This window comes from Allobosea sp. LC85 (assembly GCF_000735605.1).
Lineage (GTDB): Bacteria > Pseudomonadota > Alphaproteobacteria > Rhizobiales > Beijerinckiaceae > Allobosea.
In genome coordinates, this window is the sequence record NZ_JPKG01000029.1 from 75,866 (window position 1) to 99,571 (window position 23,706).

Below are 23,706 nucleotides of genomic sequence, written 5' to 3' on the forward strand. Positions count from 1 at the left end.
TGCTTGCACCCGAGGTTCCACGGCCTCTGCCTTGCGGTTGCCAGAGGAAGAACATGATGCTTTTGAAGGGCTTGCGAGAGAACCCGTTCCGCACGAATGGCAGGATCGGCGCAAGAACGCTGCCGTGCGCGAGGGTGGCGCTCCGAGGGCCGCAGGCATGAGCGTGCGTCGCAGCCCTGGTTCCGCCCGATCTTTGCACGCAGCCGCGCTGACCGTGGTCGCACTCGCCTCGGCGGCCTGCCAGCGCGAGGCCGACGACGCTCCGCCGCCCGTGCGGATCGTCCGCACCATCACTGTCGACAAGCCCCGCGAGACGGCGGACATCACTTTCACCGGCCATATTGAAGCCCAGGACCAGGCGTCGCTCTCCTTCCGCGTCGGCGGCCGACTGGCGGAGAGAAACGTCGCGGTCGGCGCGACCGTGCGCGAGGGGGACGTCGTTGCCCGCCTTGACCCGGAGAACGAGCTCAACGATCTGCGCTCGGCGCGGGCAGCGCTCACGGCCGCACAAGGCCTCCTGAGAAAGACCGACAACCAGTTGCAGCGCCAGAGACACCTGCTCCAGCGCAATGTCACGACGCAGGCCGATTTCGAGGCCGCCGAGCAGGGCCGCACGGCAGCGCAGGCTCAGGTTGACGCGGCACAAGCCCGCGTCAACTCGGCAGAAGATATTGTCGGCTTCACCAGTTTGAAGGCCGATGCACCCGGCGTCGTAACCAGGATCGGGGCAGAGCCGGGCGAGGTCGTTGCCGCCGGCCGGACGATCGTGCAACTCGCGAGGCGCGACGGGCGCGATGCCGTCTTCGAGGTGCCCGCCGGATCGATGCGCGGCCTGCCTGCCGATGCGCGCGTGTATGTCGCGCTCGCCGGCGACCCCGGCACCACCGTCCGGGGCCGGGTGCGCGAGGTCTCGCCTCAGGCCGATCCGGTGACGCGGACCTTCCGGGTCAGGGTCGGTCTGTCAGAGCCTCCGCAGTCCTACCGGCTCGGCACCGCGGTCCTGGGCACGATCCGCGGCAGCGAAACCGCGGCCATTGCCATTCCGTCGACGGCGCTGGTGCGGCGCGAGCAGGGTACGGGAGCCTGGGTTGTCGATCCCAAGACCCTCACCGTGTCGCTGCGCAAGCTCGATGTTCTCAGCGCCGACCCCGCGACGGCCCTGATCGGGAAGGGCCTGGCACTTGGCGACGTCATTGTCACGGCCGGCGCGAGCCTTTTGCAGGAGGGCCAGCATGTGCGGCTGACCGGGACGGAAACACGATGAGCTTCAACCTCTCGGAATGGGCCCTCAAGAACCGCTCGGTCGTGATCTATCTCATGATCGTCGCCGTCGCTGCCGGCGTGCTCGCCTTCGTGCGGCTTGGCCGCAATGAAGACCCCTCCTTCGTGATCAAGTCGATGGTCGTCTCGGCCGCCTGGCCGGGCGCGACCATGGAAGACACGTTGACGCAGATCACGGAGCGGCTCGAGCGCCAGCTCGAGGAAACACCCGGTCTCGATTTCGTCCGCAGCTTCACGACGCCCGGCGTGACGACGATCTTCGTCAACCTGAAGCAGTCGGTCCCGGCGCGCCACGTGCAGGACACCTGGTACCGCGTCCGCAATCTCGTCGGGGACATCCGCCACACCTTGCCCGCGGGCGCGGTGGGCCCGTTCTTCAATGATCGCTTCGGCGACACGTTCGGCATCATCTATGGCTTCACCGCCGATGGCTTCACCAGCCGTGAGCTGCGCGACCACGTCGAAGCAGCGCGTTCGCGTCTGCTTCTCGTCCCCGATGCCTCGAAGATCGAGATCATCGGCGCCCAGGACGAGCGCATCTTCGTCGAATTCTCGGTCAGGGAACTCGCCAATCTCGGCATCGATCGCTCCGCCCTGCTCGGCGCCCTGCAGAGCCAGAACGTGGTGCGCCCGGCCGGCACCATCCTGACAGAGGACGAGAAGGTCTCGCTGCGCGTCTCCGGCGCCTTCCAGTCGGAAGCCGATCTGCTGAACGTCAATTTTCCCGTCGGCGATCGTATGGTTCGCCTCGCGGACATCGCCACCGTCCGCCGCGGTCAGGCCGACCCGCCTCAGCCGATGTTCCGCGTCAACGGACAGGAAGCGATCGGACTGGGCATCGCGATGCGCGATGGCGGCGACATCCTGGCGCTCGGCAAGAACATCGAGCGGGCGATGGCGACGATCACCGCCAATCTGCCGCTCGGCATCGAACCACGTCTGGTCGCCGATCAGGCCGTGACGGTGGATCACGCGATCGACGATTTCATGACTTCGCTCTGGCAGTCGATCGCGATCATCATGGCCGTGAGCTTCATCAGCCTCGGCGTGCGTCCCGGCCTTGTTGTTGCGCTTTCCATTCCGCTGACGCTCGCGGTGGTCTTCGCGGTGATGCTCGTCGCCGGCATCGACATGCAGCGGATCTCGCTCGGTGCGCTGATCATCGCGCTCGCCCTGCTGGTCGACGACGCCATGACGACGACCGATGCGATGGTGACGCGTCTTGCCGCCGGCGAGGAAAAGGCGAAGGCGGCAACCTACGCCTTCCATAAATATGCGATGGCGATGCTGGCCGGAACGCTGGTGACGATCGCCGGCTTCGTGCCGATCGGCTTTGCGGCAAGCTCGGCCGGCGAGTACACCTTCACCCTCTTCGCCGTGGTCAGCATCGCCCTGGTGGTGTCGTGGTTCGTGGCGGTGATCTTTGCGCCCGTGCTTGGCGTCGCGATGCTGAAGGCGCCGGATCCGGCGTCGCGCAATGCCGGCCCCGGCAGGGTCGAGCGGACATTCCGGCAGCTTCTGTCCGGGGCCATCAAGCTGCGCTGGGCGACCATCGCGGTGACGCTCGCATTGTTCGTCGCCTCCGTCCTCGCGCTGCCTCTGGTGCCGCGCCAGTTCTTCCCTGCCTCCGACCGGCCCGAGCTCCTGGTCGATCTGACACTGCCGCAGAACGCCTCGATCTATGCGAGCGAGCAGCTCGCGACCCGGTTCGACGCGGCACTCAAGGGCAACCCGGATGTGGATCGCTGGAGCACCTATGTCGGGCGTGGCGCAATCCGCTTCTATCTGCCGCTCAATGCGCAACTGCCCAACGACTTCTTCAGCCAGGCTGTCATCGTCGCCAAGGACGTGCCGGCTCGCGAGCGCCTGCAGGCCAAACTGGAAGAGCTCCTGGCCAAGGAGTTTCCGAATGTCGTCGCACGCGTCTACCCGCTCGAACTCGGGCCGCCGGTGGGCTGGCCCGTGCAGTACCGCGTCAGCGGGCCGGAGATCGCCGAAGTGCGCTCGATCGCGATGAAGCTGGCGCAGGTCGTTGCGACAAACCCCAAGACCGAGCAGATCAATTTCGACTGGATCGAGCCTTCGCGCGAGCTGCGCCTGCGCGTCGATCAGGATGAGGCACGCCGCCTCGGCCTGAGTTCGCAAGCGCTTGCCTCGATCCTGAACACCGTCGTTTCCGGCACTGTCGTGACCCAGGTCCGCGACGATATCTATCTCGTCGATGTCGTCGTGCGGGCCCAGGATGCCGACCGCGTCTCGCTCGATACGCTGCGGACCATGCAGGTCGCATTGCCCGGTGGGCGCTCGGTGCCGGTGTCGCAGTTCGTCACATTCAGCTACGGGCTGGACGCGCCACTGATCTGGCGACGCGATCGGGTTCCGAACCTGACCGTCGCCGCAGACGTCAAGCCCGGAACGCTTCCGGAGACCGTCGTCTCCGCCTTGCAGCCCTCGATCGACGAGCTCCGGAAGACGTTGCCGCCCGCCTACAGCATCGCCACCGGCGGGACCGTCGAGGAAAGCGCCAAGTCGCAATCCTCGGTCATCGCCGTCGTGCCGGTCATGCTGCTGATCATGTTCACCGTGCTGATGGCCCAGCTGCGGAGCTTCAGGCTGTTCGCCATCGTGCTCAGCATCGCCCCTCTCGGCCTCATCGGCGTTGTCAGCGCGCTGCTCGTGTCGGGCAAGCCCCTGGGCTTCGTCGCTCTGCTCGGCATCCTGGCGCTGATCGGCATCATCACCAAGAACGCGGTGATCCTGGTTGGCCAGATCGAGGCGGAGCGGGCCAGCGGCAAGAGCGTCGTCGAGGCGGCACTCGACGCCAGCAGCACGCGCTTCCGGCCGATCATGCTGACTGCGGTCTCGACCGTGCTCGGCATGATCCCGATCGCCCCAACCGTGTTCTGGGGTCCTATGGCCTTCGCCATCATGGGCGGCCTCCTGGTCGCAACCGTCCTGACCCTCATCCTGCTGCCCGTGCTCTATGTCGCCGTCTTCGGCGCAAGCTCGCCGACACCGAGCAAGACGAAAGCCCGGGCGACGGCCGCTGCGGGAGTTTCTTCGCGATGAGACCGATCTCAGCCATCCGGTTCCAGCCCTCGGCCGCGCGAACTCTCCGCGCCGCCGCCGTCTCGATGCTCGTCCTGGCGCTGGCAGCCTGCCAGAACCAGGAGGCCGCCCCGTCCGAGGGCCGCCCCGTCCGCGTGGTCAAGGTCGAGGCCGGCAAGCTCGCCAACGACATCCAGCTGAGCGGCGAGGTGCAGGCCGAGAAGAATGTCGGGCTTGGCTTCCGCATCGGCGGCCGTGTCGCCGAGCGGCCGGTCACTATCGGAGATCGCGTCGCTGCCGGCCAGGTCGTCGCCCGCCTTGACCCCTCGCTCGAGCGAAACGCACTGACAGAAGCCAAGGCAGTGCTCGAAGCGGCCCGTGGCGAGGTGAACACGACGCGCAACACTTTCGAGCGTCAGGAACGACTGATGGCGCAGGGCTTCACCACCCGGCCGCGCTTCGATCAATCGCTCAAGGCGCAAGAAGCCGCCCAGGCCCAGCTCGAGACCGCCGAAGCGCAAGTCGAGCTGGCACAGGATCGACTTGGCTTCACAGAGCTGCGGGCAGGCGTCTCAGGCGTGGTGACCGCCCGCAATATCGAGCCCGGCGAGGTCGTGCAGGCCGGGCAAGTCGTGCTTCAACTGGCGCGAGAAGACGGCCGGGATGCGGTCTTCAACGTCCCCGCCAGGCTGCTGGAGACGCTGGACGACGACACGCCGATCCGGGTCACGCTCGCCGAGGCTCCGACAGTCAGCGCATTCGGTCGTGTCCGCGAAGTGGCTCCCCAGGCTGACCCCGTGACCCGCACCTTTGCGGTCAGGATCGGCCTGATCGACCCACCGGAGGAGATGAGGCTGGGATCGACCGTGGTCGGAACCATGGAGCTCACATCGGCCTCGATCGTCTCGATTCCCTCCAGCGCCCTGACCCAGCAGGGTCTTTCCCCAGCCGTCTGGATCGTCGACCCGGTGAAATCAACGGTGTCGCTGCGCAATGTCGATGTCCTGCGCTTTGACCCGGGCCTCGTTATCGTCTCGCAAGGGCTCGAGCCCGGCGAGGTCATTGTCTCCGGCGGCATTCAGGTGCTGCACCCGGGCCAACGCGTGCGACCGCTTCCCGCGGCGCGTGAGACGGGCCGCACCGCGGCGGCAGCTCAGCCGCCGGCGGGCCCGGCGCTTCCGCCTTCGTGACACGTGACGACCTTTTCCCGCCGCGAGCGGGCCCGTGCAATCAGAGAACTTCCCGGCGGGATCACGCCATTCTCCAGTCAAGCGATGCCATGATGTCCTCTTCGAGACATTCGATGGAGATCATCCCCGCGGTCGGCGAGGCGGAAAGGCTCAGGACCGAGCTCCTCGTCGTCGGCGTATTCAGCGGCGGCGCATTGACCGGGTCGGCCCGTCGTCTCGACGACCGGACGGCGGGCAAGCTTTCCGCGATCGTCGGCCGCGGCGAACTCGGCGAGGCGCCCGGCGCAACCTTGCTGCTCCATCATTTGCCGGGCTCCGTCGCGGCCCGCATCCTGCTCGTCAGCCTCGGCAAGCCCGAAGCCTTCTCCGACCGCGCCTATTTGAGGGCTCTTTCGGCAACGGCGAAGTTCATCGCGGAGAGCGTCGTCGCCGAAGCCGTGATCGCCCTGCCTGAGTACGAAATCCCCAAGCGCAGCTTGAACTGGCAGGTTCAACAGGCGGCACAGATTCTGGCCGATGGCGGATACATCTTCGTCCTGCCGGGCATCCACCCTCACGGCCAGAAAGCGCGCCCCCGCCCGGTGCGCAGCATCATGCTGCTCGTTCCGCAAACCCTCACGTCGGAACTCGTCGGTGCGCTCCGTCAGGGTATCGCAGTCGCCGAAGGCGTCGCCCTGGCGAAGGATCTTGGCAACCTGCCGGGCAATATCTGCACGCCCGCCTACCTTGCCAGTACGGCGAGGGAGATGGGGAAGGAATTCGGCTTCGCTGTCGAAGTCCTGGAGCGCGAGGATCTCGAAGCGCTCGGCATGGGCGCCTTTCTCGTCGTCGGCAGGGGCTCCGCCAATCCCTGCAAGCTCATCGTGATGCAGTCCAATGGACGCAAGGCCCGAAGCCGGCCGATCGTCCTCGTCGGCAAGGGCATTACCTTCGATATCGGAGGCACGCCGCTGACTCCGGGCGCCGACCCCGACGAGATGAAGTTCAACATGAGCGGTGCCGGCAGCGTTCTGGGAGTGATGCGCACGGTCGCCCGGCTGGAGCTCCCCATCAACGTCGTCGGATTGATCGCCGCAGCCGAGAACATGCCGGGCGGCAGTGCCAGCCGCCCCGGCGACATCGTCACCTCGATGTCGGGCCAGACCATCGAGATCCGGACCCACGAGGCCGAAGGGCGGCTGCTGCTTTGCGATGTTCTGACCTATGCCGAGCGCTTTTCGCCGGCCTGCGTCATCGATATCGCGACCTTGACCGAGGCCTGCGTCGTGGCGCTGGGCTCACATGCGAGTGGCCTCTTCGCCAATGACGATGCGCTCGCAGCGGAACTCCTGAGATGCGGTGGCGTCTCGGGAGATCGCGTCTGGCAGCTCCCGATCTGGGACGACTATTTCGGCCAGCTCGGCAGCAACTTTGCCGATACCAGCAATCTCGGCGGGCGGGCGGCCGGCGCGATCACCGCCGCCTGCTTCCTCGCCCGCTTCGCCAGGGCCTATCCCTGGGCCCATCTGGACATTGCCGGCACCGCCTCGCTCTCGGGCGCCACCAAGGCCTCGACCGGTCGGCCTGTTCCACTGCTCGCCGAATTCCTCATCAGCCGCGCCGCGGAAGCAGCGTCACCGAATGGCCTTTCCCTCCCCCTCAGCAATGGAGCTGCACTCATGAGCGATCTCGTTTTCATCGCCTTCCCGACCGAACAGAAGGCCGAAGAGGTTCGGCAGAAGGTCCTTTCCCTCCAGCGCGAATATTTGATCGAACTCGGCGACGCGGTGGTCGTCGTCAAGAACGAGAAGGGGCAGGTCAAACTGAACCAGATGATGAACCTGACAGCCGCCGGCACAGCGTCGGGCGCCCTGTGGGGCACCTTGATCGGTTTCATTTTCCTGGCCCCGCTGCTGGGGACGGCTCTCGGCGCTGCCTCGGGCGCGTTGGGCGGAAAGCTCAGCGATGTCGGGATCAACGACCAATTCATGAAGGACGCGGCCAACGCGTTGCAACCCAACACCGCCGGGCTCTTCCTGCTGATCCGCAAGATGACCACCGACAAGGTCCTCGCCGATCTGAAGGGCGTCGGCGGCACCCTGATGCGCACCTCCTTCGACGAGACCAAGGAAGCCGCGCTGCGTGAAGCGCTGGCGGCCACCGCCAGCGCCAGCGCCGAAGCGGTTCCTCCGGCCGCCACATGACGCAGGAATGGGGCGCCGGAGCGGGAGCAGAATCGGCCCAGTGGGCCATCGCGACGGCGCGCCTCGACGACTTCCGACCCCTGCTGCCAGCGGAGGAGGAGGTCGTCGCCAAGCTTCTCAGCGGTACGTTCGACCGCCTGGGAGATGGCTCGCGCCCGGAGAAACCTGACCCGGCGCGGGTCATCCGCGCATCCTTCCTGCGCTTTCTCATGCTGGGGGGTGAGGAAGGCTGCCGGCCCCACGAGAAGGGCGTCAGGATCAGCGGCGCCTGGATCACGGATGTTCTCGATCTCGAAGCCTGTCGTGTCTTCCGCGACATCGGCCTGAACGATTGCCATTTCGAGGCCGCGCCGATCCTCAGGGCTGCAATCATCAACCGCCTGTTCCTCGACGGTTCCGCGCTTCCCGGCCTGCAGGCGGAGCGGCTCGAGGCGCGCGGCGGCGTCTATTTGCGCGGCGCCGAGGTCACTGGCGAGGTCGATCTCGCTCAGTCGCGTCTCGGCGGCAATCTAGAATGCGATGGCGTAACCATTCGCGCACCGAGCGGCTATGCGCTGCTCGCCCCAAGCCTGGAGGCACGCAACGTGCTGGCACGGGGAGCGACGCTACGCGGCGGCATCAACCTGTCCGGTGCAGTGCTGGCCGCCGATCTCGACTGCGCCGGCGCCACCGTCACGCGCTCCGACGGCATCGCAATCGATGCGAACGAAATCGAGAACCGCGGCAGCGTCGTGCTGCGCAGCGCGCGCGTTGAAGGCGAAATCCGGCTGACCGCTTCGCAGATCGGCGGCGACATCGATTGCTCAGGCGCGGTTCTCGGCGGTGCCGGCGAGACTGCGCTGGAACTGAGCCGCAGTGCGATCAAGGGCGCGTTCTTCCTGCGCCGGGAGGCCCAGGTGAACGGCGCGCTGGTGCTGACCGGAGCTTCGATCGGAACCATCCATGACGAGGAGGCCTGCTGGCCCAAGCAGGGCGATCTTCTCTTGAATCGCTGCCGCTACGGCGCCTTCATCGACGGGCCGGTCGATGCCGAGAGCCGACTCGACTGGCTGGGCCGGCAGGCGCCCGAGCGCTGGGGCGAGGATTTCTGGCCCCAGCCCTACGAGCAACTGGCATCCGTCTTCCGCGAAATGGGACATGGCGAGGATGCCCGCGCCGTGCTCGTCGTCAAGGAGCGCCTGCAACGGCAGGCCCGGCGCAAGCGCGCCGCCAATCCCGTGCTGCGCGGGCTCCTGACAGCCGCCGACGGCGTACTTGGGATCACCCTTGCCTATGGGCGTCAGCCGCTGCTGGCCTTCGTCTGGCTCCTGTTCTTCTGGTTTCTGGGCGTTGCCATCTTCGGTTATGCCGAGCATCGGGGCGCCGTGATGCCCAACAGCGCGGTGGTCCTGCGGGCGCCCGAATGGACCCTGTGCGGCATCGAACAATCCGAGCAACGCTCCCTGATCGCCACCCAGCAGACGAGCGGACTGGCCGAGCCCGGGCAGACCCAGCTCGCCTGCTTCCGTCAGCGTTGGGAGGCCTCGAGCTACCCGGACTTCAGCCCCTGGATGTACTCGCTCGATACGCTGCTGCCGGTGCTCGACATGGGGCAAAGAACCTTCTGGCGGCCCAATCCGTCTAAGCCGGGCGGGCGCATCGCCATCAACTATTTCTACTTCCAGTCGATCGTCGGCTGGGCCTTGAGCCTGCTGGCGGTTGCCGGCTTTTCGGGATTGGTGAAGTCGCCGTGACCCGGCCGGCGCACCTCGCATTCAGGATGGGAACGACGTGAGCAAAGCCCCCTCATCTGCACGCGCGCCCCGCAACGGCGACGGCAGCGCCAAGCGCGAGCACCTCGCCATCGACCTGGCGCTTCAGGGCGGCGGGGCTCACGGCGCCTTCACCTGGGGCGTGCTGTGCCGGATCCTCGAGGAGGACTGGCTCGAGATCGAGGCGATCTCGGGAACCTCGGCCGGCGCCATGAATGCGGCCGTGCTGGCCTCCGGCTATGCCAAGGGTGGCCGCGATGGCGCACGCGAGGCACTCGAGCTGTTCTGGCGAAAGGTCTCGGAAGCGGCGCGCTTCAGCCCGTTCCAGCGCAGCCCGCTCGATATCCTCCTCGGCCGCTGGACGCTCGACAACTCGCCGCTCTTCGTCGCCATGGACATGATGTCGAGGGTGGTCTCGCCCTACAGCCTGAATCCGACCGGCTCGAACCCGCTGGCTGATATCCTCGCCGAGGTGATCGATTTCGGCAGCCTTGCGGCGAGCCCGATCAAGCTCTTCATCACGGCCACCAATGTGCGCACAGGCCGGGGGCGGGTGTTCCGCAACGCCGAGATCACGCCCGACGTGCTGCTGGCTTCCGCCTGCCTGCCGACCCTGTTCCAGGCCGTCGAGATCGACGGCGAGAGCTACTGGGACGGCGGATATTCCGGCAACCCGACGATGACGCCGCTGATCAAGCACAGCGATGCGCTGGATACCATCCTGGTTCAGATCAATCCGGTCGAACGGCCCGAGACACCGCGTACGGCGCGCGACATCCTCAACCGGCTGAATGAGGTGTCGTTCAACGCGGTGCTGCTGAAGGAATTGCGGATGATGGCGCTGCTGCGGCAGAAGGCCAATCCCGAAAGCGGTGAAGGCGCGCGCTGGGCCGGCATGCGCCTCCACCGCATCACCAGCGACGCCATGACCGAGCTCGGCTACTCCTCCAAGCTCAATGCCGAATGGGAGTTCCTGACCATGCTCCACAACGAGGGAAGGCGCTCGGCCGAGTCCTTCTATCGGGAGCATCGGGACGATATCGGCAAGAGCTCGACGCTCGATCTCGACGAACTGACCGAAGGCATCTGAGTATAGCGGGCGGATTTGCCGCGCGCCTCAGCACTGACCTCCCGACACCAGGCCTCACCAGGAATGCAGATGACCTCCGGCAAGATCTATCAAGGCGCGCTGATTCTGATGGCAACGATCATGGCGGTCGCCGCGCTGTCGATCGCCAGCTCGGTCTTCGCGCCGGTCGCCTTTGCGCTGTTCATCATCGCGCTCGTCTGGCCGCTTCAGAAGAGCCTGCAGGCCTTCCTGCCCCGCCTGCTCGCGCTCGCGATCAGTGTCGTCGTCATGGTCGTCGCCTTCTTCGCCTTCGGGTCGCTGATCGTCTGGGCCTTCGGCCGCGTCGGCCGCTGGATCGTCAGCGACGCCGCGCGCTTCCAGTCGTTCTACGACCAGATCACGGTCTGGCTGGAAGGACATGGCGTGGCCGTGGCCGGCGTCTGGTCGGAGAATTTCAATGTCAGCTGGATGCTGCGCACCGCCCAGACCATCACCGGCCGCCTCAACAGCACGATGAGCTTCTGGCTCGTCGTCCTTGTCTACGTCATCCTCGGCCTGCTGGAAGTCGACGATTTCGGGCGGAAGGTGCGCACCATGCGCAACCGCGATACAGGACAGGTCCTGCTGCAGGGCAGCACGGCCACCGCCAGCAAGATCCGCCGCTACATGGTGGTCCGGACCCTGATGAGCCTCATCACCGGCCTGATGGTCTGGGCCTTCGCCAAGGCGGTCGGGCTTCAGCTCGCGGAGGAATGGGGCTTCATCGCCTTTTCCTTGAACTACATTCCTTTCCTGGGCCCGCTCGTCGCCACCGTCTTCCCGACCTTGTTCGCGATGACGCAGTTCGGATCCTGGCAGGCGGTGATCGCGGTCTTCGCCTGCCTCAACCTGATCCAGTTCATCGTCGGCAGCTATATCGAACCGCGCGTCGCCGGCAGCGCGCTCTCGATCTCTCCGGCGACCGTGCTGTTCTCGGTGTTCTTCTGGAGCTATCTCTGGGGCGTCTTCGGCGCCTTCATCGGCGTGCCGATCACCATCGCGTTCCTGACCTTCTGCGCCCAGCATCCCTCGAGCCTCTGGCTCGCGGAACTCTTCGGCTCGCCCGAGAAGGATGCGGCTCCGATCCCGATCGACGCGCCCGTCAAGAGCTGAGGCCGGCCGCGTCGTGCCTGGGCGCGACGTCGATCCGCTGCGGCTCGAGGAGCGCAAGCCCTCCATCCGCGGCCGCCGCCAGCGTGTGAATGTAGAAGCTGGTTGCCTCGTCATCCGTCGCTTCCATCACGGGGGACGGCGCCGAGATGATCTTCAGCGGGCCGCAGCGCCCGATCCAGTCGATATGGCGGTGTCCGTGCATCGCGACGAGCCGATGCGACATCGGCTTGAGCTGGCGCACGAACCGGCTACCGTTGATCAGCGCCGTGCCGATGCGCTCCGAGAAGGCCTTGGCCGGCTTCGGATATTCCACGGGATGGTGATGCAGCGCGATGACCCAGCGCGCCTTCGGATATTGGCGCAGGATCGCGAGCATCGCCCGCATGTCCTCTTCCGAGACGAGGCCCAGCGCATTGGTGAAGGAGAAATTCGTTTCGGCGTTCGAATTCAGAAGCACGAGGCCCAACCCGTCCTCTGCGGCTGGCGGCAGCACCATCGGGAAGATATCGGCCCAGATATTGGCCAGCCCGTCCGAGAGGCGCAGCGTGCCGGCATCGGCAAAGGCCGCGATCGTCTTCCGGTGGGGCTCCAGCGCCTCCGACAAGGTGCTGCCCAGCCTGGTCCTGCCCCGGTCGACGACCTGGACCCGGTCGCCCTGGATGGCGGCCATGGCCGACAGCGTCCGCATCTGTCTCAGGCGCTTTCCGGGGCTCGTCGGCAATTCCAGCCGCGCCGGGTTCGCGCGGTCCACGATGTTCACGTCGTGGTTTCCGGGTAGGATGAAGCTCCTTTCGGCCAGCGCCGGATGCCGCGCCATCGCGTCGAGGAATTCGGCCCATTCCGCCGACCTGCCCGCATCGGTCATGTCGCCGGTGATCAAGACGAAGTCGAGCGGCTCCTGGGCATGGATTTCGTCCAGTCTCTCGAGAACCTGGGCGAGCCGTTCATTGCCACGCGGGCCGGCGCGCCCGCTTTCGATCCGAAAACCATAGCGCTCTCCGACGACATGGATGTCGGAGAGATGCACGACCCGCCATCTGCGCGCTGACGGAGGCGCCTCGTCGAAGGGCCCAAGATCCCGCGGCTGATCCATCAACCCGTCGGCAAGGCCCCAGACAAGCGAGGCAACGGCCAGATACCCGCTCATGACAGCCACCGTATTGGCAAGCGCAGGAACGACCAGCCGCAAGGGATTGGCAAGGTCGGCGATCTCGCCCGACCAGCGGGTCGCCGGCCAGGCAAGCGCGGCAATGCCTGTGGCCATGAGGAAGGCGGCGAGTCCCGCACCAATGGCGGTCGCGGCACGCAGACCCGCGCGCTTGTCCTCGCTGGCCTCCACGGAGAGAAAGCGCTCCGCCAGATGCCGCAGACCCTCGCGGCACAGGGCATAGCCCGGTTGGACGACGAGCGAATTCAGCGACCAGAAGCTGCGCTCGGCAGCACGGAACAGCGGCCTGAAACCGTACCAGCCGAGAGCCGCGATCAGCGCCAGGAGAATGAGCGGTCCGATTCCTGCCAGCGCGTAGATCCGGCCCGACATCGAGGTGAACCAGGCCGTGGCGACGAGCGGAGCGAGCCCGAGCAGGACGCCAGGCAAGAGAGCGAGAATGACCCAGGCCAGCGCAAGCTTGGGGAAGTTGATTTCCCCCAGCATGCTTCCGGCGATGGCAATCAGTGAGCGCTTCTTGGTGCTGCTGGCGTCGTCCTCGGCGTCTCCGGCGCGCGGCTCGATGATTATCGGCATGGTCGGTCACGATCCGGGGAAACTGCGCTCACCAGCACAGATCGGCGTCGAATGGTCATGCCTTGCCCCGCAGCAACGTCAGAATGCACACAAGTCAGTTGCCTCGAAGGACATAGCCCTGATGCCAGCGTCATGCACTCTTTCACGGCCAATCTCCCATGCCCAAACCGAGATTGGGACGCCGAGCACAGAAGTGAGACACGAGGCTGATGACCCGGGAAAGGGCAGATGCTACTTTAAAATCAGTCACTTATATAAATAATAACGTGATTGAAGCAGAATCGAACGCGCCATTTCAATGCACGCGAGACAGGGTTGCATCGATATTTCAGAAATATTCCGCCAACATCAGCGTTGTCGGGATTCTGATTGCTATTCGCCTAGAATCCAGCGGCTGACCCATCGCCGCAAGATGAGATCATCATCTTCGATAGACGTTATCAAAAATCTTCAAATCGAAGGAAAGACTTACCTGCGGCGATGGCTGGAAGGCTGCGACCGGCATGCAACCACCGGGCTGCCGGCCCTGAAAACCCCTGACTCGCGACGTTCGGCCAATGGGGCACGGTCATGACCACCGAAACCGGCAGGCAGATCCCGCTCCTTGCCATTCTCACGAGAGGGCTCGGCTTTCTCGCGCTATGGCTGATCCTGATCGGCCCCGCCCTGAAGGACCTGCCCATCGGCCTGGTTGCGGCGGCCGCCGCGACGTGGACCAGTACGGCGCTTTGGCCGGATAGCGGAAAACTGTCCGCTTCCGGCCTCGTGCGCTTCCTGATCCGCTTCGTGCCGCAATCAGCCGTCGCCGGCGTGGATGTCGCGCGCCGCGCCTTTGCCCCGCAGCCGGCATTGTCGCCAGGCTTTGTCACCTATCGCACCTCGCTGCCTGCCGGCATGGCCCGCAGCGCCTCATGTGCGGTCATGAGCCTCCAGCCCGGAAAGTTGCCCGTCGCGGCGGATGCGGATGGCACGCTTCACATCCACTGCCTCGATCTGCGCGAACCCGTGGCGGAACAGATCGCCGCTGATGAAGCAGCCTTCTGCGGCACGCTGCAGAACGGGGGCGATCATGGCTGACCCCTTCACGGGCGCGGCGCTCTTCATCCTGACCGTCACGGCGCTCGGCCTGTTCAAGGTGCTGCGCTCCGAGATCGCGGTCGAACGCATGATGGCAGTCCAATTACTGGGTACGGGTGGCGTTGCCGCGGTGCTGCTGCTCGGTGCCGCTTCGCGTTCCCCGGCCATGACGGACGTCGCCTTGCTGCTGATGCTACTGGCCGCCGTCTCCTGTGCGGCCTTCACCTCCGGGCAGTCCAGCCTCGGCGCCGACGCATCCGAGCAGGCGGAGGACGAGGCGTGACGTCGCTCGCCAATGCCTTCACGCTTATCGCCATCGGGGGCGGCGCTCTTCTGTTTCTCGCCGGAACGCTCGGCCTGCTGCGTTTCCCCGATACGCTCAGCCGCCTTCATGCGCTGAGCAAAGCCGACAATCTGGGGCTCGGATTGATCGTGCTTGGACTCCTGCCACACGCCGAGACCTTCACTGGCGGCCTGAAGCTGGTCTGCGTCTGGCTGCTGGCCCAGATCTCCGCGGCGACGGCGAGCCAGTTGATCGCCGGGGTGCTCTATCGGCGCAAGCCCCGTCCATGACCATGGTCCTCGATCTCGCGCTCATCGTCTGGCTTCTCGCGCTGGCCGTCCATGTCGCCAGGGCCAGGGATGACCAGAGCGCGATCATCGCCTTCATAGCCTTCGGCCTGCTGCTTGGACTGGGCTGGACGCGGCTCTCGGCAATCGACGTTGCCATGACCGAAGCCGCGATCGGCGGCGGTGTCACCGGCATGCTGCTGCTTCGGGCCGAAGCCCGGCTGCGCCAGCGCTCATTGCAGCCGCGGACCCCGAGCAAAACCGCCAAGGCCGCCGCTGCCGTCGCCTGCACGGCCGTGGCGGCGGGTCTCGCGCTCGCCGTGCTTTCCTTCCCCTCGCCTGCCCCGACGCTCGCGCCTGCCGCCGCCGCGGCGCTCGACGCCACCGGTCTCGGCAACCCCGTGACGGCCGTCCTGCTGGCCTACCGGGCCCTGGATACGCTGCTCGAAAAAGTCGTTCTTCTGCTCGCCCTGCTGGGAGTGTGGTCGCTGGCGCCCGATCAGCTCTGGGGCGGCGCACCAGAGCTGAGGCAAGCGGTCGCGCCGCCGCCCTTTGTCTACCTCGCCCGCATATTGCCGCCCTTTGGCGTGCTGATCGCCGTCTATATGTGCTGGGTGGGCGCGGACGCGCCCGGCGGAACGTTCCAGGCGGGCACCGTGCTTGCCGCAATGTGGCTGCTCATCATGCTGGCCGGCCTGCGCCCCGCACCCGATACGAGGCGGACCACGCTGCGGCTCCTGCTGGTCGGGGGACCGGCTTTGTTCTTCGCGATCGGCTTCCTCGGCTTTGCGGTTGCAGGCGGTTTCCTCGCCTATCCAGAGAGTGCGACCAAACCCATCATCGTCGGCATCGAGACGGCGCTGACGATATCGATCGCCCTGACGCTTGGCCTGCTCGTGGCCGGCCCCTCCAGCAGGGCTCCCACGCCGTGAGCCTCGCGTCCCTCGACTCTGCGACGCTGTTTGGCCTTTGCGGCGCGGCGCTGGCCGGCATCGGCCTGTTCATCGTGATCGCCCATGCCGGCCTCCTGCGCAGGATCGTCGGGTTCAACATTCTGGGCGCCGGCATCTTCCTGGTCTTTGGGGCAGCGGCGCGACGCGGAGCCGCCGCCGGCTTTTCGGGCGACCCGGTTCCGCAGGCTATGGTGATCACCGGCATCGTCGTCGCGTTTTCGGCAACCGCCCTTGCCGTCGCGCTGCTGCAACGCTTGTTCGATCTCACCGGCCGGGAAAGCCTGGACGCGCCGGCGGCCGGCGACAAGCAGCGGGCCGAGCCATGACCCCGCTCGCGCCGGCCTCCCTTCACCTCGCCACCCCCGGCGGCTACCTGCTTGTCCTCGCGGTGACGTTGCCCGTTCTCGGCGTGCTGGCCATGCTGGTCCTCGCCCCTCGCCATGCCAGGCAGGTTGCGCTTGTGACCGTCGCCGCTGGCCTCGTCACCGCGATCGCCATTGTCGCCGAGCTGATCCGGACCGGCACCGCGCTCACCTATATCGTCGGCGGCTGGCAGCCGCCGCTCGGAATCGCACTGCGCGCCGACGGGCTCTCCGCGACGATGATCGCGATGACGGCGGCGGTGATCACGGCGACATGCCTTTTTGCGCGGGACCTCTATGCGCGGACCCCGAAGACGCAGGATGGCCGGGCCCCGACGACCTTCTGGGGGCTGCTGCTGGGGACCTGGAGCGGGCTGAACGCGGTCTTCGTCGGCGAGGACCTGTTCAACCTCTATGTCGCTCTCGAGCTGCTGACTTTCGCCGCGGTGCCACTGGCCTGCCTCGACGGCCGTGCCGAGACCGTCGCAGCGGCGCTGCGCTATCTGATGTTCGCGCTGCTCGGGTCCCTGCTCTACCTGCTCGGCACGGGGCTCATCTATGGCAGCTACGGAACGCTCGATATCCAGATGCTTTCGCGCGTGAGCGAAGGCGGGCCGGCCATCTCGGTGGCGCTCGCTCTGATGATCGTCGGGCTTCTCGCCAAGGCGGCGTTGTTTCCGCTGCATCTATGGCTGCCGCCCGCCCATGCCGGTGCGCCCGCAGCCGCGAGCGCCGTCCTCTCGGCCCTCGTCATCAAGGCGCCGGTCTTCCTGATCCTGCGTCTCGTGCTCGACATCGCGCCCCCGCAGGCCGCGATGCTGGCCGGGCAGATCCTGGCGGTTCTCGGCGCTTCCTCGATCCTGTTCTGCAGCGTCATGGCGCTTCGGCAGGCGCGACTGAAGCTGATGATCGCCTATTCGACCGTGGCGCAGATCGGCTATCTCTTCATCGTCTTCCCGCTCGCAGCCGGAAACGAGGCGCAGCCGCCCTGGGAAACCATCGCCTGGACCGGAGGCGCCCTCCAGCTGGTTTCTCACGCGCTCGCCAAGGCCGCGATGTTCCTCGCGGCCGGCGTCATCGCCGAGGCCTTTGGCCATGACCGGATTGCCGATCTCGGCGGGTTCGGCCGCGTGCTACCGATCAGCGCCGCGGCTTTCGGCCTCGCCGGCCTGTCCCTGATGGGGATACCGCCGAGCGGCGGCTTCATCGCGAAATGCCTGCTTCTGACGGCCGCGGTCCTCAACGGCCACCCGTGGCTCGCGGCCACCATTCTGGCCGGCGGCCTGCTCGCAGCGGGCTATGTCTTTCGCGTCGTCGACCGCGCCCTGGCAACACCGACAATCGCGCTCGTCGCACAGAAGCCGATACCACACCGCCTCGAGCTCGTGGCCCTGGTTCTGGCGCTGGCGGCCGTGCTGCTCGGTTTCGTGCCGCTCGAGCCCTTCGGCTTCCTGCAACTGGGACGCTCCGGTGCCACGACAGCGGTGGCGCCATGAATTCCGGCCTGCTCCTTGCCGCTTCGGTGCTCTTCCCGCTGGCCATGGCGGCCTGCTGCATCTTCGGACGCTTCCGGGCCCGCGCGCTGTCTCTGCTCGTTGTCGCGCCCCTTCCAGCGTTGCTCGCGGCGCTTCTGGTGGCGGACGGGACCTCGGCCTTCTTCCCGCCGCCGTTCCGGATGTCGCTCGTGCTCGACCGGCCGGGTGCCATCCTGCTCGGCGGCGCCGCCCTGCTCTGGAGCGCGGCGGGCGCTTTCGCGTCGTCCTATATGGGCCGCGAGCCGGCAGTTGCCCGCTTCGCCGTCTGGTGGCTGCTGACGCTGACGGGCAGCCTCGGCCTCTTCATCGTCGGCGATGTCGCAAATTTCTACCTGCTCTTCACGCTGGCGAGCCTCGCCGCCTATGGGCTGATCGTCCATGAGCAGACCGCTCGCGCTCACAGAGCCGGTGTCATCTATGTCGTGCTGGCACTGCTCGCAGAGGCGCTTCTGCTGCTTGCCTTCGTGATGCTCGCAGCCGGCCACCCGGAGGCCAATCCTGCAATCCGGGACGTGGTCGCATCCCTGCCGTCATCGCCGATGCGCGACGGCATCGTCGTCCTGCTCATCCTCGGCTTTGCCCTGAAGATGGGGCTCGTGCCGCTGCATGTCTGGCTGCCACTCGCCCACCCCGCCGCGCCGATGCCGGCTTCCGCCGTGCTCAGCGGCGTGGTCGTCAAGGCCGGCGTGATCGGGTTGATCCGCTTTCTGCCCTTCGAAGCCGGTCTGCCGTTCTGGGGCAGCGTGCTGATCGCGGTGGGCATCGTCACCGCATATTACGGCCTCATCATCGGCGTGACCCAAACCCGCGCCAAGACCATCCTGGCCTACTCCACGGTCAGCCAGATAGGCCTGCTCGCCGTGCTCCTCGGTGTCGGACTCGACAATGCCGATGCTGGCGCCACGAGCCTCGTTGCCTATTACGCGGTGCATCACACGCTGGTGAAGGGTGCCCTCTTCCTGGCGGTCGGCATCCTGGCCGCGACCGGCGGAGCGCGGTTGCGTCCCGTCCTGCTGCTCACCGGCCTGCTGGCGCTCAGCCTCGGCGGCATGCCGCTGACCAGCGGCGCGCTTGCCAAGCTCGCGACCAAGCCGATGCTGGGCTATGGGTATCTCAGCCACGCCATGGCGCTGGCCGGCGCCGGCAGTACGCTGCTGATGCTGCATTTCCTCTCGATCATGGCACGCGATGCGCGGGAGAATTCACCGTCCTCCGCCCCTCCCGAACAGCTCATTCCCTGGCTCGTCGTCGCTGCCGCCTCGCTGGTGATCCCATGGTCGCTCTATCCCGCGATTGCGGGCGAAAGCATCGCCAGCCTGCTGCAGCCCGACGCGCTCTGGAAGGTGATCTGGCCCATGCTGCTGGGCGCGCTTGCCATGCTGCTGCTTCGCCGCATCACGAGACTGCCTGGCTCCATTCCCGAGGGCGACATCGTCGTGCTGGCAGAAGCCGGAACCTCCGTCATTCACCGCCTCACTGCCGGCATCCAGCAGGCGGACGCGCTGCTGCGCCGCTGGTCGGTGGCCGGACTGTCGCTCATCGTCGTCGCCGTTCTGCTGGGTGCGCTGATGTTCCGAGCCTGAACGGTCGGATACAGTGCCCCGCACCCCTCCTTCTGCTGTGGAGCGCGTGACCCGCTTCGATGAAACACCAGGACAGCGGAGGCCTCGTGCCATGGCCGCCTTGATACGCATCATCACAGGACTGGACGAGACTTGACCCCGATCGAGAGCACAGCCGTCGTCACCGTGATTACGATTGCCCTGTTCGCCTGGAACCGGCTGCCGGTCATCGTCGTCGCCATCGGCGCAGCGCTTTCGCTCTGGGCGACCGGCGTTGTCACGCTGGAGCAGGCTCTCGCCGGATTTGGCGATCGCGCGGTGCTGTTCATCGGCAGTCTCTTCATCGTCAGTGCCGCACTCGAGAAGACGGGCGTGACCGCCTGGGCGGGACAACTCCTGATCGCCAAGGCTGGCGAGAACAAGCGAACCCGCCTGCTGATCATCATCATGACGGCCGTCGGCTGCCTGAGCGCCCTGATCAGCGGCGGCGGCGCGGTGGCAGCGCTAATGCCAGTCGTGGTGATGGCAGCGATCCGGCTGCGTCAATCTCCGTCGCAGCTCCTGATGCCGCTGGCCTTTGCGGCCCATGCCGGCTCGAACCTGCTGCTCACCGGCGCGCCGAAGAACATCCTCGTCTCGGAAGCGCTGGAAGATGCCGGGCTGCAGGGTTTCGCCTTTGCCGAGTTCGCTCTCGTCGGAATTCCCCTGCTTGCCGGCACGATGGCGATCATCCTGCTGCTTGGAAAACGCCTGCTGCCCGAACAGAGCAGCGCGCGCTTGCCCGCCGATTTCAGCCGCCACGCCCAGACGCTGGTCGAGCATTACGGGCTGAGCGACGGCGTCTTCCGGCTGCGCGTACGCGCCAGCTCATCCTATCTCGGGAGTGCGCCCACAGCCCTGGACTTCTCTGGCGATCAGCGTCTCACCCTGATGGCCGTGCAGGCCGGAGACTCCGGCACGCCTCTGCGCGCGCCGACGATCTCGGAGGGCGACTATCTGCTGGTGAAGGGCGATGCGGCGGCCGTCGCCGATCTCGCTGCGGAAAAGCACCTCGCCTTGCGGGAGGACGAAGGTGACGACGAAGCCGGGCCGAGCCTGTTCAACCGCCGCTCGGGCCTTGCAGAGGTCGTCATCCCGCCGCGCTCGGCCCTGATCGGGCGGCCGATGTTCCCGGGCATGATCACCGACAGCGGCGATCTCGTGGTGCTGGCGGTGCAGCGGGCCGGCGTCGATCTCGAACCCGACGACGTACTCCAGGCGGGCGACACGATCCTGCTGGAAGGCAGCTGGAAGGCGCTCGACCTGCAGCTCGAAGATCCCGACATCCTGGTCGTCAACTCGCCTGATCTCGTCAGACGCCAGGCCGTGCCGATGGGCGCCGGAGCCGGCATCGCCGTCGCGGTGTTGGCCTGCCTCGTCGTGCTGCTCGCCACGGGCGTCGTCCCGCCGGCGGTGGCCGGGCTCGTCTCGGCCTGCCTGCTGATTCTCACGGGCATCGTCACGGTCGAGCAATCCTACCGGGCCATCAACTGGACGACGGTGATCCTCGTCGGGGCGATGATGCCGCTCTCCACCGCCATGGTGCAATCGGGCGCGGCTCAGCTCGTGGCCGATTACCTCGTTGCGCTCACCGGCGATGCCGGGCCAATCGTCTTTCTCGCCGGGCTTTTCGTGCTGACCGCAAGCCTCGGCCAGATCATGAGCAACACGGCAACCACGATGCTGGTCATTCCCATTGCTATGGCGGCGGCCACTGGCATGGGGGTTTCGCCCCGCCCGATCCTGATGAGCCTGTGTATCGCGGGCGCGGCATCTTTCATGACGCCGATCGCAACCTCGACGAACATGATGGTGATGGGCCCCGGCGGCTACAGCTTCAACAGCTACTGGAAGCTCGGGACGCCGCTGATGATCTGGTTCTTCATCATGGCGGTGTTCTACGTGCCGCTGATCTGGCGGTTCTGAGCCCTGGGACAATCCGAACGCGGATCGCCACCCCATGATCCAATCGGCGCGGAACCGGCTCCGGCGCCGCCTATCGTGTGACGGGCGCGGCCGGGGATACGTGCGCCCCGCCGCGCAGCGGCTCCTCGATCCGCTCGAGCAGATAGGGAAAGAACGGGTTCGACGACATCCGCAGCAGCGAATCCAGATTCACGATCAGGGTGCCGCGCTCACCGCGGGCGGCGACCGCCCCGAGCTTGATGCCGAAATCCTCCTCGGGATCGGGCTTGAGCCCGTAGAGGCCATCAGTCACCGGGAATGGCAGGGCGACATGCGACAGTGAAAACACGTCGAAGGGATAGGACAGCCCGAGGTCCCGCACGGTCTCCGCCGATGCGCCGGCCTCCGTCACCCGCTCGACGACATCGCTGGAATCCTCACTGGCATTGGTGATGATCGACACCCGGAAATTCCGCGGCGGCGCCGGCAGCATGCGGCTCAACAGCGTGTCGGAGGCCGAGCTCAGCAGCGGCCCGAACTTGGTCGAACGGTTCAGGTCGAACAGGACGAGCTCGCTGCCATTCGCCGGCAGATGGGCATAGAGCGAAGTGATGATCGCCCGCGTGCTCACGGTGAAATCCATCACCGACTGGAAGCTGATGAGCGGAGCCAGATCCTTCAGCCGGTTTTCCCGCGCCAGCCGCAGGATCTTCTGCTGCAGGGCGTTGGTCAGCAGATGCGACTGCCGCGCACCGTTGACCGGAAAGGAGTTGTACTTGAACGGATTGAACTCCGGCAGGACGCTCAGCCAGGCCGCCTTGGCAAAGGCCGGCAGGATGGCCGGCAGGCCGGCAAGCCCGGCAAAACGCGCAAAGGCCGTGATGCCGATCATCGGCGAGATCAGGACAAGGCGGTCCGGTCGCGCCAGCTCCTTGTTCTCGAGCGCTTCGAGCGCGTACATGAGCGCGAGTGCGCCGCCGTTCGAGAAGCCGACGAGATGCAGCGGCGCGGCAGGCTCCACCCGCCTTCTCACCTCCCTGACGGCGAGACGCGTCGCCGCCAGCCAGTCCTCCCACTCGATCTCGGTCAGTCCAGCCGGCACCGTGCCATGCCCGGGCAGGCGGATCGCGATGGCGACGAAGCCACGGTCGCGATATTGTCGGGCGACATGGCGCAGGCTGTAGGGCGAATCCGTCAGCCCGTGCAGGAACACGGCCACGCCCACCGGCTTGCCTTCCGGCTCCAGGACATAGGAGCGGTTCCAGTCCTGCTTGAAATGCTCGGGATGGATCGCGCTGCCGTCGAAATAGCGATTGACCGGAATGCGTTCCTCGGGAGCGAGCTTTTGCGTGACCTCGGCCCGCACCCCCGCGAAGGCGGCCGCCTCCGCCTTGAGATAGTCGCCCCAGCCGGCGCGATCGAGTTCCTCGATCGAGAGCTCGTGCGGCACATAGGTGTGCCAGGGTTCAAGCGGCGCGCCTCGCTGGGTGTCGTAGATGCGCAATCCGAGCAGGGACAGGGCGACGATCGCGAGGACAACGCCTCCGCGCTTCAGCGTCTTGCCGATGAAACTACGCATGCCTGAAACCTTCGAGAACCTGCTCCGTCGATGATACGCCGTACCGGGAGGTCAGGCAGCGGCCTTCCGGGCGGCGAGCGCGATCGCGATATAGGCCCAGCCTGCAAAGAGCAGCGAGACGCCCACCAGCGTGCCCGGCGTATAGATGCCGTCATAGGGGAGCCGCATCGCCAGGGCGACACCAACGACGATGGTGATGATGCTGGACAAGAACATCCAGCCCACGCCGCTCTGCGCCCGCATCTTGATGGCGAGCCCGAGTTGGGCGAGGCCTTCCGCGATCAGGACAAGCGCGATCACGAGGGTGATGGCGATCGCTCCCTTCATCGGGTTGAAATACACCAGAATACCGCCCAGTAGTTCGATCATCCCCACCAGCAACTGCCAGACGAAACCGCTCCACTCCTTGACCATGAAGGACTGGACCACCCTCAAGGCGCCGGCGACAGCCAGGACCAGGCCAAGGAACAAGGTCACCGCCATGGTCGAGATGGCGGGGCTCGCGATCGCGATGATCCCGCAAATCACCAGCGCAATCCCGAGAGCGATGATCTTGCCCGACATCAGCCGGACGAGGCTGTGATCGGACGTGCTGGAATTCTGGGCCATGAGTTGCGCAATCCATCGCTGTAGAGCCACGCGAAGACATTGCCGCCGACCTTGCCTGCCGGGCCGGCAGGCAATCACGACCGACAATGCCGTCATG

At 66.3% G+C, this 23,706-nt stretch carries 18 protein-coding genes; 15 read left to right on the forward strand and 3 right to left on the reverse strand.

Annotated features, from left to right (window positions below; all coding sequences use genetic code 11):
• Positions 1-157 precede the first annotated feature (157 nt).
• From FG93_RS15265 to FG93_RS15295, 7 genes are all read left to right on the forward strand, one after another.
• Positions 158-1,264, forward strand: coding sequence for an efflux RND transporter periplasmic adaptor subunit (locus FG93_RS15265; protein WP_200878109.1), 1,107 nt, complete (start codon positions 158-160; stop codon positions 1,262-1,264).
• Positions 1,261-4,350, forward strand: coding sequence for an efflux RND transporter permease subunit (locus FG93_RS15270; RefSeq protein WP_043235761.1), 3,090 nt, complete (start codon positions 1,261-1,263; stop codon positions 4,348-4,350). The genes FG93_RS15265 and FG93_RS15270 overlap by 4 nt, the downstream gene beginning before the upstream one ends.
• Positions 4,347-5,519: an efflux RND transporter periplasmic adaptor subunit gene (locus FG93_RS15275; protein WP_043235763.1), complete on the forward strand. Its 1,173-nt coding sequence runs from the start codon at positions 4,347-4,349 to the stop codon at positions 5,517-5,519. The genes FG93_RS15270 and FG93_RS15275 overlap by 4 nt, the downstream gene beginning before the upstream one ends.
• 113 nt (positions 5,520-5,632) lie before the next feature.
• Entirely contained in the window at positions 5,633-7,702 is a 2,070-nt protein-coding gene (locus FG93_RS15280; RefSeq protein ID WP_081881569.1) for a leucyl aminopeptidase, read from the forward strand.
• Entirely contained in the window at positions 7,699-9,435 is a 1,737-nt protein-coding gene (locus FG93_RS15285) for a hypothetical protein (protein ID WP_043235764.1), read from the forward strand. The genes FG93_RS15280 and FG93_RS15285 overlap by 4 nt, the downstream gene beginning before the upstream one ends.
• A gap of 37 nt (positions 9,436-9,472) precedes the next feature.
• Positions 9,473-10,543, forward strand: a complete 1,071-nt coding sequence (locus tag FG93_RS15290) for a patatin-like phospholipase family protein (RefSeq protein ID WP_052513807.1) — start codon at positions 9,473-9,475, stop codon at positions 10,541-10,543.
• Between the two features lie 69 nt (positions 10,544-10,612).
• Complete coding sequence (locus FG93_RS15295) at positions 10,613-11,674, forward strand: AI-2E family transporter (RefSeq protein WP_043235908.1); 1,062 nt, start codon at positions 10,613-10,615, stop codon at positions 11,672-11,674.
• On the opposite strand, the gene FG93_RS15300 is transcribed toward FG93_RS15295, so the two are convergent.
• On the reverse strand, positions 11,664-13,418 hold the full coding sequence (locus tag FG93_RS15300; protein WP_043235767.1) for a metallophosphoesterase: 1,755 nt from the start codon (positions 13,416-13,418) through the stop codon (positions 11,664-11,666). The genes FG93_RS15295 and FG93_RS15300 overlap by 11 nt on opposite strands.
• Before the next feature lie 570 nt (positions 13,419-13,988).
• Between FG93_RS15300 and FG93_RS15305 the strand changes: the two genes are divergently transcribed.
• From FG93_RS15305 to FG93_RS15340, 8 genes are all read left to right on the forward strand, one after another.
• Complete coding sequence (locus tag FG93_RS15305) at positions 13,989-14,495, forward strand: Na+/H+ antiporter subunit E (RefSeq protein WP_052513808.1); 507 nt, start codon at positions 13,989-13,991, stop codon at positions 14,493-14,495.
• Entirely contained in the window at positions 14,488-14,778 is a 291-nt protein-coding gene (locus tag FG93_RS15310) for a monovalent cation/H+ antiporter complex subunit F (protein WP_043235768.1), read from the forward strand. Before FG93_RS15305 ends, FG93_RS15310 begins: the two co-directional genes overlap by 8 nt.
• Positions 14,775-15,068 carry a monovalent cation/H(+) antiporter subunit G gene (locus FG93_RS15315; RefSeq protein ID WP_043235772.1) on the forward strand — a complete coding sequence of 98 codons (294 nt, stop codon included), beginning with the start codon at positions 14,775-14,777 and terminating at the stop codon, positions 15,066-15,068. The genes FG93_RS15310 and FG93_RS15315 overlap by 4 nt, the downstream gene beginning before the upstream one ends.
• Positions 15,065-15,997, forward strand: coding sequence for a hydrogenase subunit MbhD domain-containing protein (locus tag FG93_RS15320; RefSeq protein WP_043235773.1), 933 nt, complete (start codon positions 15,065-15,067; stop codon positions 15,995-15,997). Before FG93_RS15315 ends, FG93_RS15320 begins: the two co-directional genes overlap by 4 nt.
• Positions 15,994-16,344, forward strand: coding sequence for an NADH-quinone oxidoreductase subunit K (locus tag FG93_RS15325; RefSeq protein WP_043235774.1), 351 nt, complete (start codon positions 15,994-15,996; stop codon positions 16,342-16,344). Before FG93_RS15320 ends, FG93_RS15325 begins: the two co-directional genes overlap by 4 nt.
• Positions 16,341-17,876, forward strand: a complete 1,536-nt coding sequence (locus tag FG93_RS15330; RefSeq protein WP_043235778.1) for a complex I subunit 5 family protein — start codon at positions 16,341-16,343, stop codon at positions 17,874-17,876. Before FG93_RS15325 ends, FG93_RS15330 begins: the two co-directional genes overlap by 4 nt.
• Entirely contained in the window at positions 17,873-19,498 is a 1,626-nt protein-coding gene (locus tag FG93_RS15335) for a complex I subunit 5 family protein (RefSeq protein ID WP_052513809.1), read from the forward strand. The genes FG93_RS15330 and FG93_RS15335 overlap by 4 nt, the downstream gene beginning before the upstream one ends.
• A gap of 132 nt (positions 19,499-19,630) precedes the next feature.
• Positions 19,631-21,442, forward strand: coding sequence for an SLC13 family permease (locus tag FG93_RS15340; RefSeq protein ID WP_043235780.1), 1,812 nt, complete (start codon positions 19,631-19,633; stop codon positions 21,440-21,442).
• A 70-nt stretch (positions 21,443-21,512) separates the two neighbouring features.
• Here the strand turns inward: FG93_RS15340 and FG93_RS15345 are convergent, their stop codons facing one another.
• Positions 21,513-23,000 (reverse strand): carboxylesterase, encoded by a 1,488-nt coding sequence (locus FG93_RS15345; protein ID WP_043235781.1) that lies wholly within the window; start codon positions 22,998-23,000, stop codon positions 21,513-21,515.
• Positions 23,001-23,051: 51 nt separating this feature from the next.
• Positions 23,052-23,609 carry an HdeD family acid-resistance protein gene (locus FG93_RS15350; protein ID WP_052513810.1) on the reverse strand — a complete coding sequence of 186 codons (558 nt, stop codon included), beginning with the start codon at positions 23,607-23,609 and terminating at the stop codon, positions 23,052-23,054.
• Between the last annotated feature and the right edge of the window lie 97 nt (positions 23,610-23,706).

What these genes read in the sequence shown, in the direction of transcription:
- FG93_RS15265 (WP_200878109.1), top strand. Translation starts at nt 158, where the DNA reads ATGAGCGTGCGTCGCAGCCCTGGTTCCGCCCGATCTTTGCACGCAGCC.
- FG93_RS15285 (WP_043235764.1), top strand. Translation starts at nt 7,699, where the DNA reads ATGACGCAGGAATGGGGCGCCGGAGCGGGAGCAGAATCGGCCCAGTGG.
- FG93_RS15305 (WP_052513808.1), top strand. Translation starts at nt 13,989, where the DNA reads ATGACCACCGAAACCGGCAGGCAGATCCCGCTCCTTGCCATTCTCACG.
- FG93_RS15320 (WP_043235773.1), top strand. Translation starts at nt 15,065, where the DNA reads ATGACCATGGTCCTCGATCTCGCGCTCATCGTCTGGCTTCTCGCGCTG.
- FG93_RS15275 (WP_043235763.1), top strand. Translation starts at nt 4,347, where the DNA reads ATGAGACCGATCTCAGCCATCCGGTTCCAGCCCTCGGCCGCGCGAACT.
- FG93_RS15330 (WP_043235778.1), top strand. Translation starts at nt 16,341, where the DNA reads ATGACCCCGCTCGCGCCGGCCTCCCTTCACCTCGCCACCCCCGGCGGC.
- FG93_RS15295 (WP_043235908.1), top strand. Translation starts at nt 10,613, where the DNA reads ATGACCTCCGGCAAGATCTATCAAGGCGCGCTGATTCTGATGGCAACG.
- FG93_RS15300 (WP_043235767.1), bottom strand. Translation starts at nt 13,418, where the DNA reads ATGCCGATAATCATCGAGCCGCGCGCCGGAGACGCCGAGGACGACGCC.
- FG93_RS15350 (WP_052513810.1), bottom strand. Translation starts at nt 23,609, where the DNA reads ATGGCCCAGAATTCCAGCACGTCCGATCACAGCCTCGTCCGGCTGATG.
- FG93_RS15270 (WP_043235761.1), top strand. Translation starts at nt 1,261, where the DNA reads ATGAGCTTCAACCTCTCGGAATGGGCCCTCAAGAACCGCTCGGTCGTG.
- FG93_RS15310 (WP_043235768.1), top strand. Translation starts at nt 14,488, where the DNA reads ATGGCTGACCCCTTCACGGGCGCGGCGCTCTTCATCCTGACCGTCACG.
- FG93_RS15345 (WP_043235781.1), bottom strand. Translation starts at nt 23,000, where the DNA reads ATGCGTAGTTTCATCGGCAAGACGCTGAAGCGCGGAGGCGTTGTCCTC.
- FG93_RS15335 (WP_052513809.1), top strand. Translation starts at nt 17,873, where the DNA reads ATGAATTCCGGCCTGCTCCTTGCCGCTTCGGTGCTCTTCCCGCTGGCC.
- FG93_RS15280 (WP_081881569.1), top strand. Translation starts at nt 5,633, where the DNA reads ATGGAGATCATCCCCGCGGTCGGCGAGGCGGAAAGGCTCAGGACCGAG.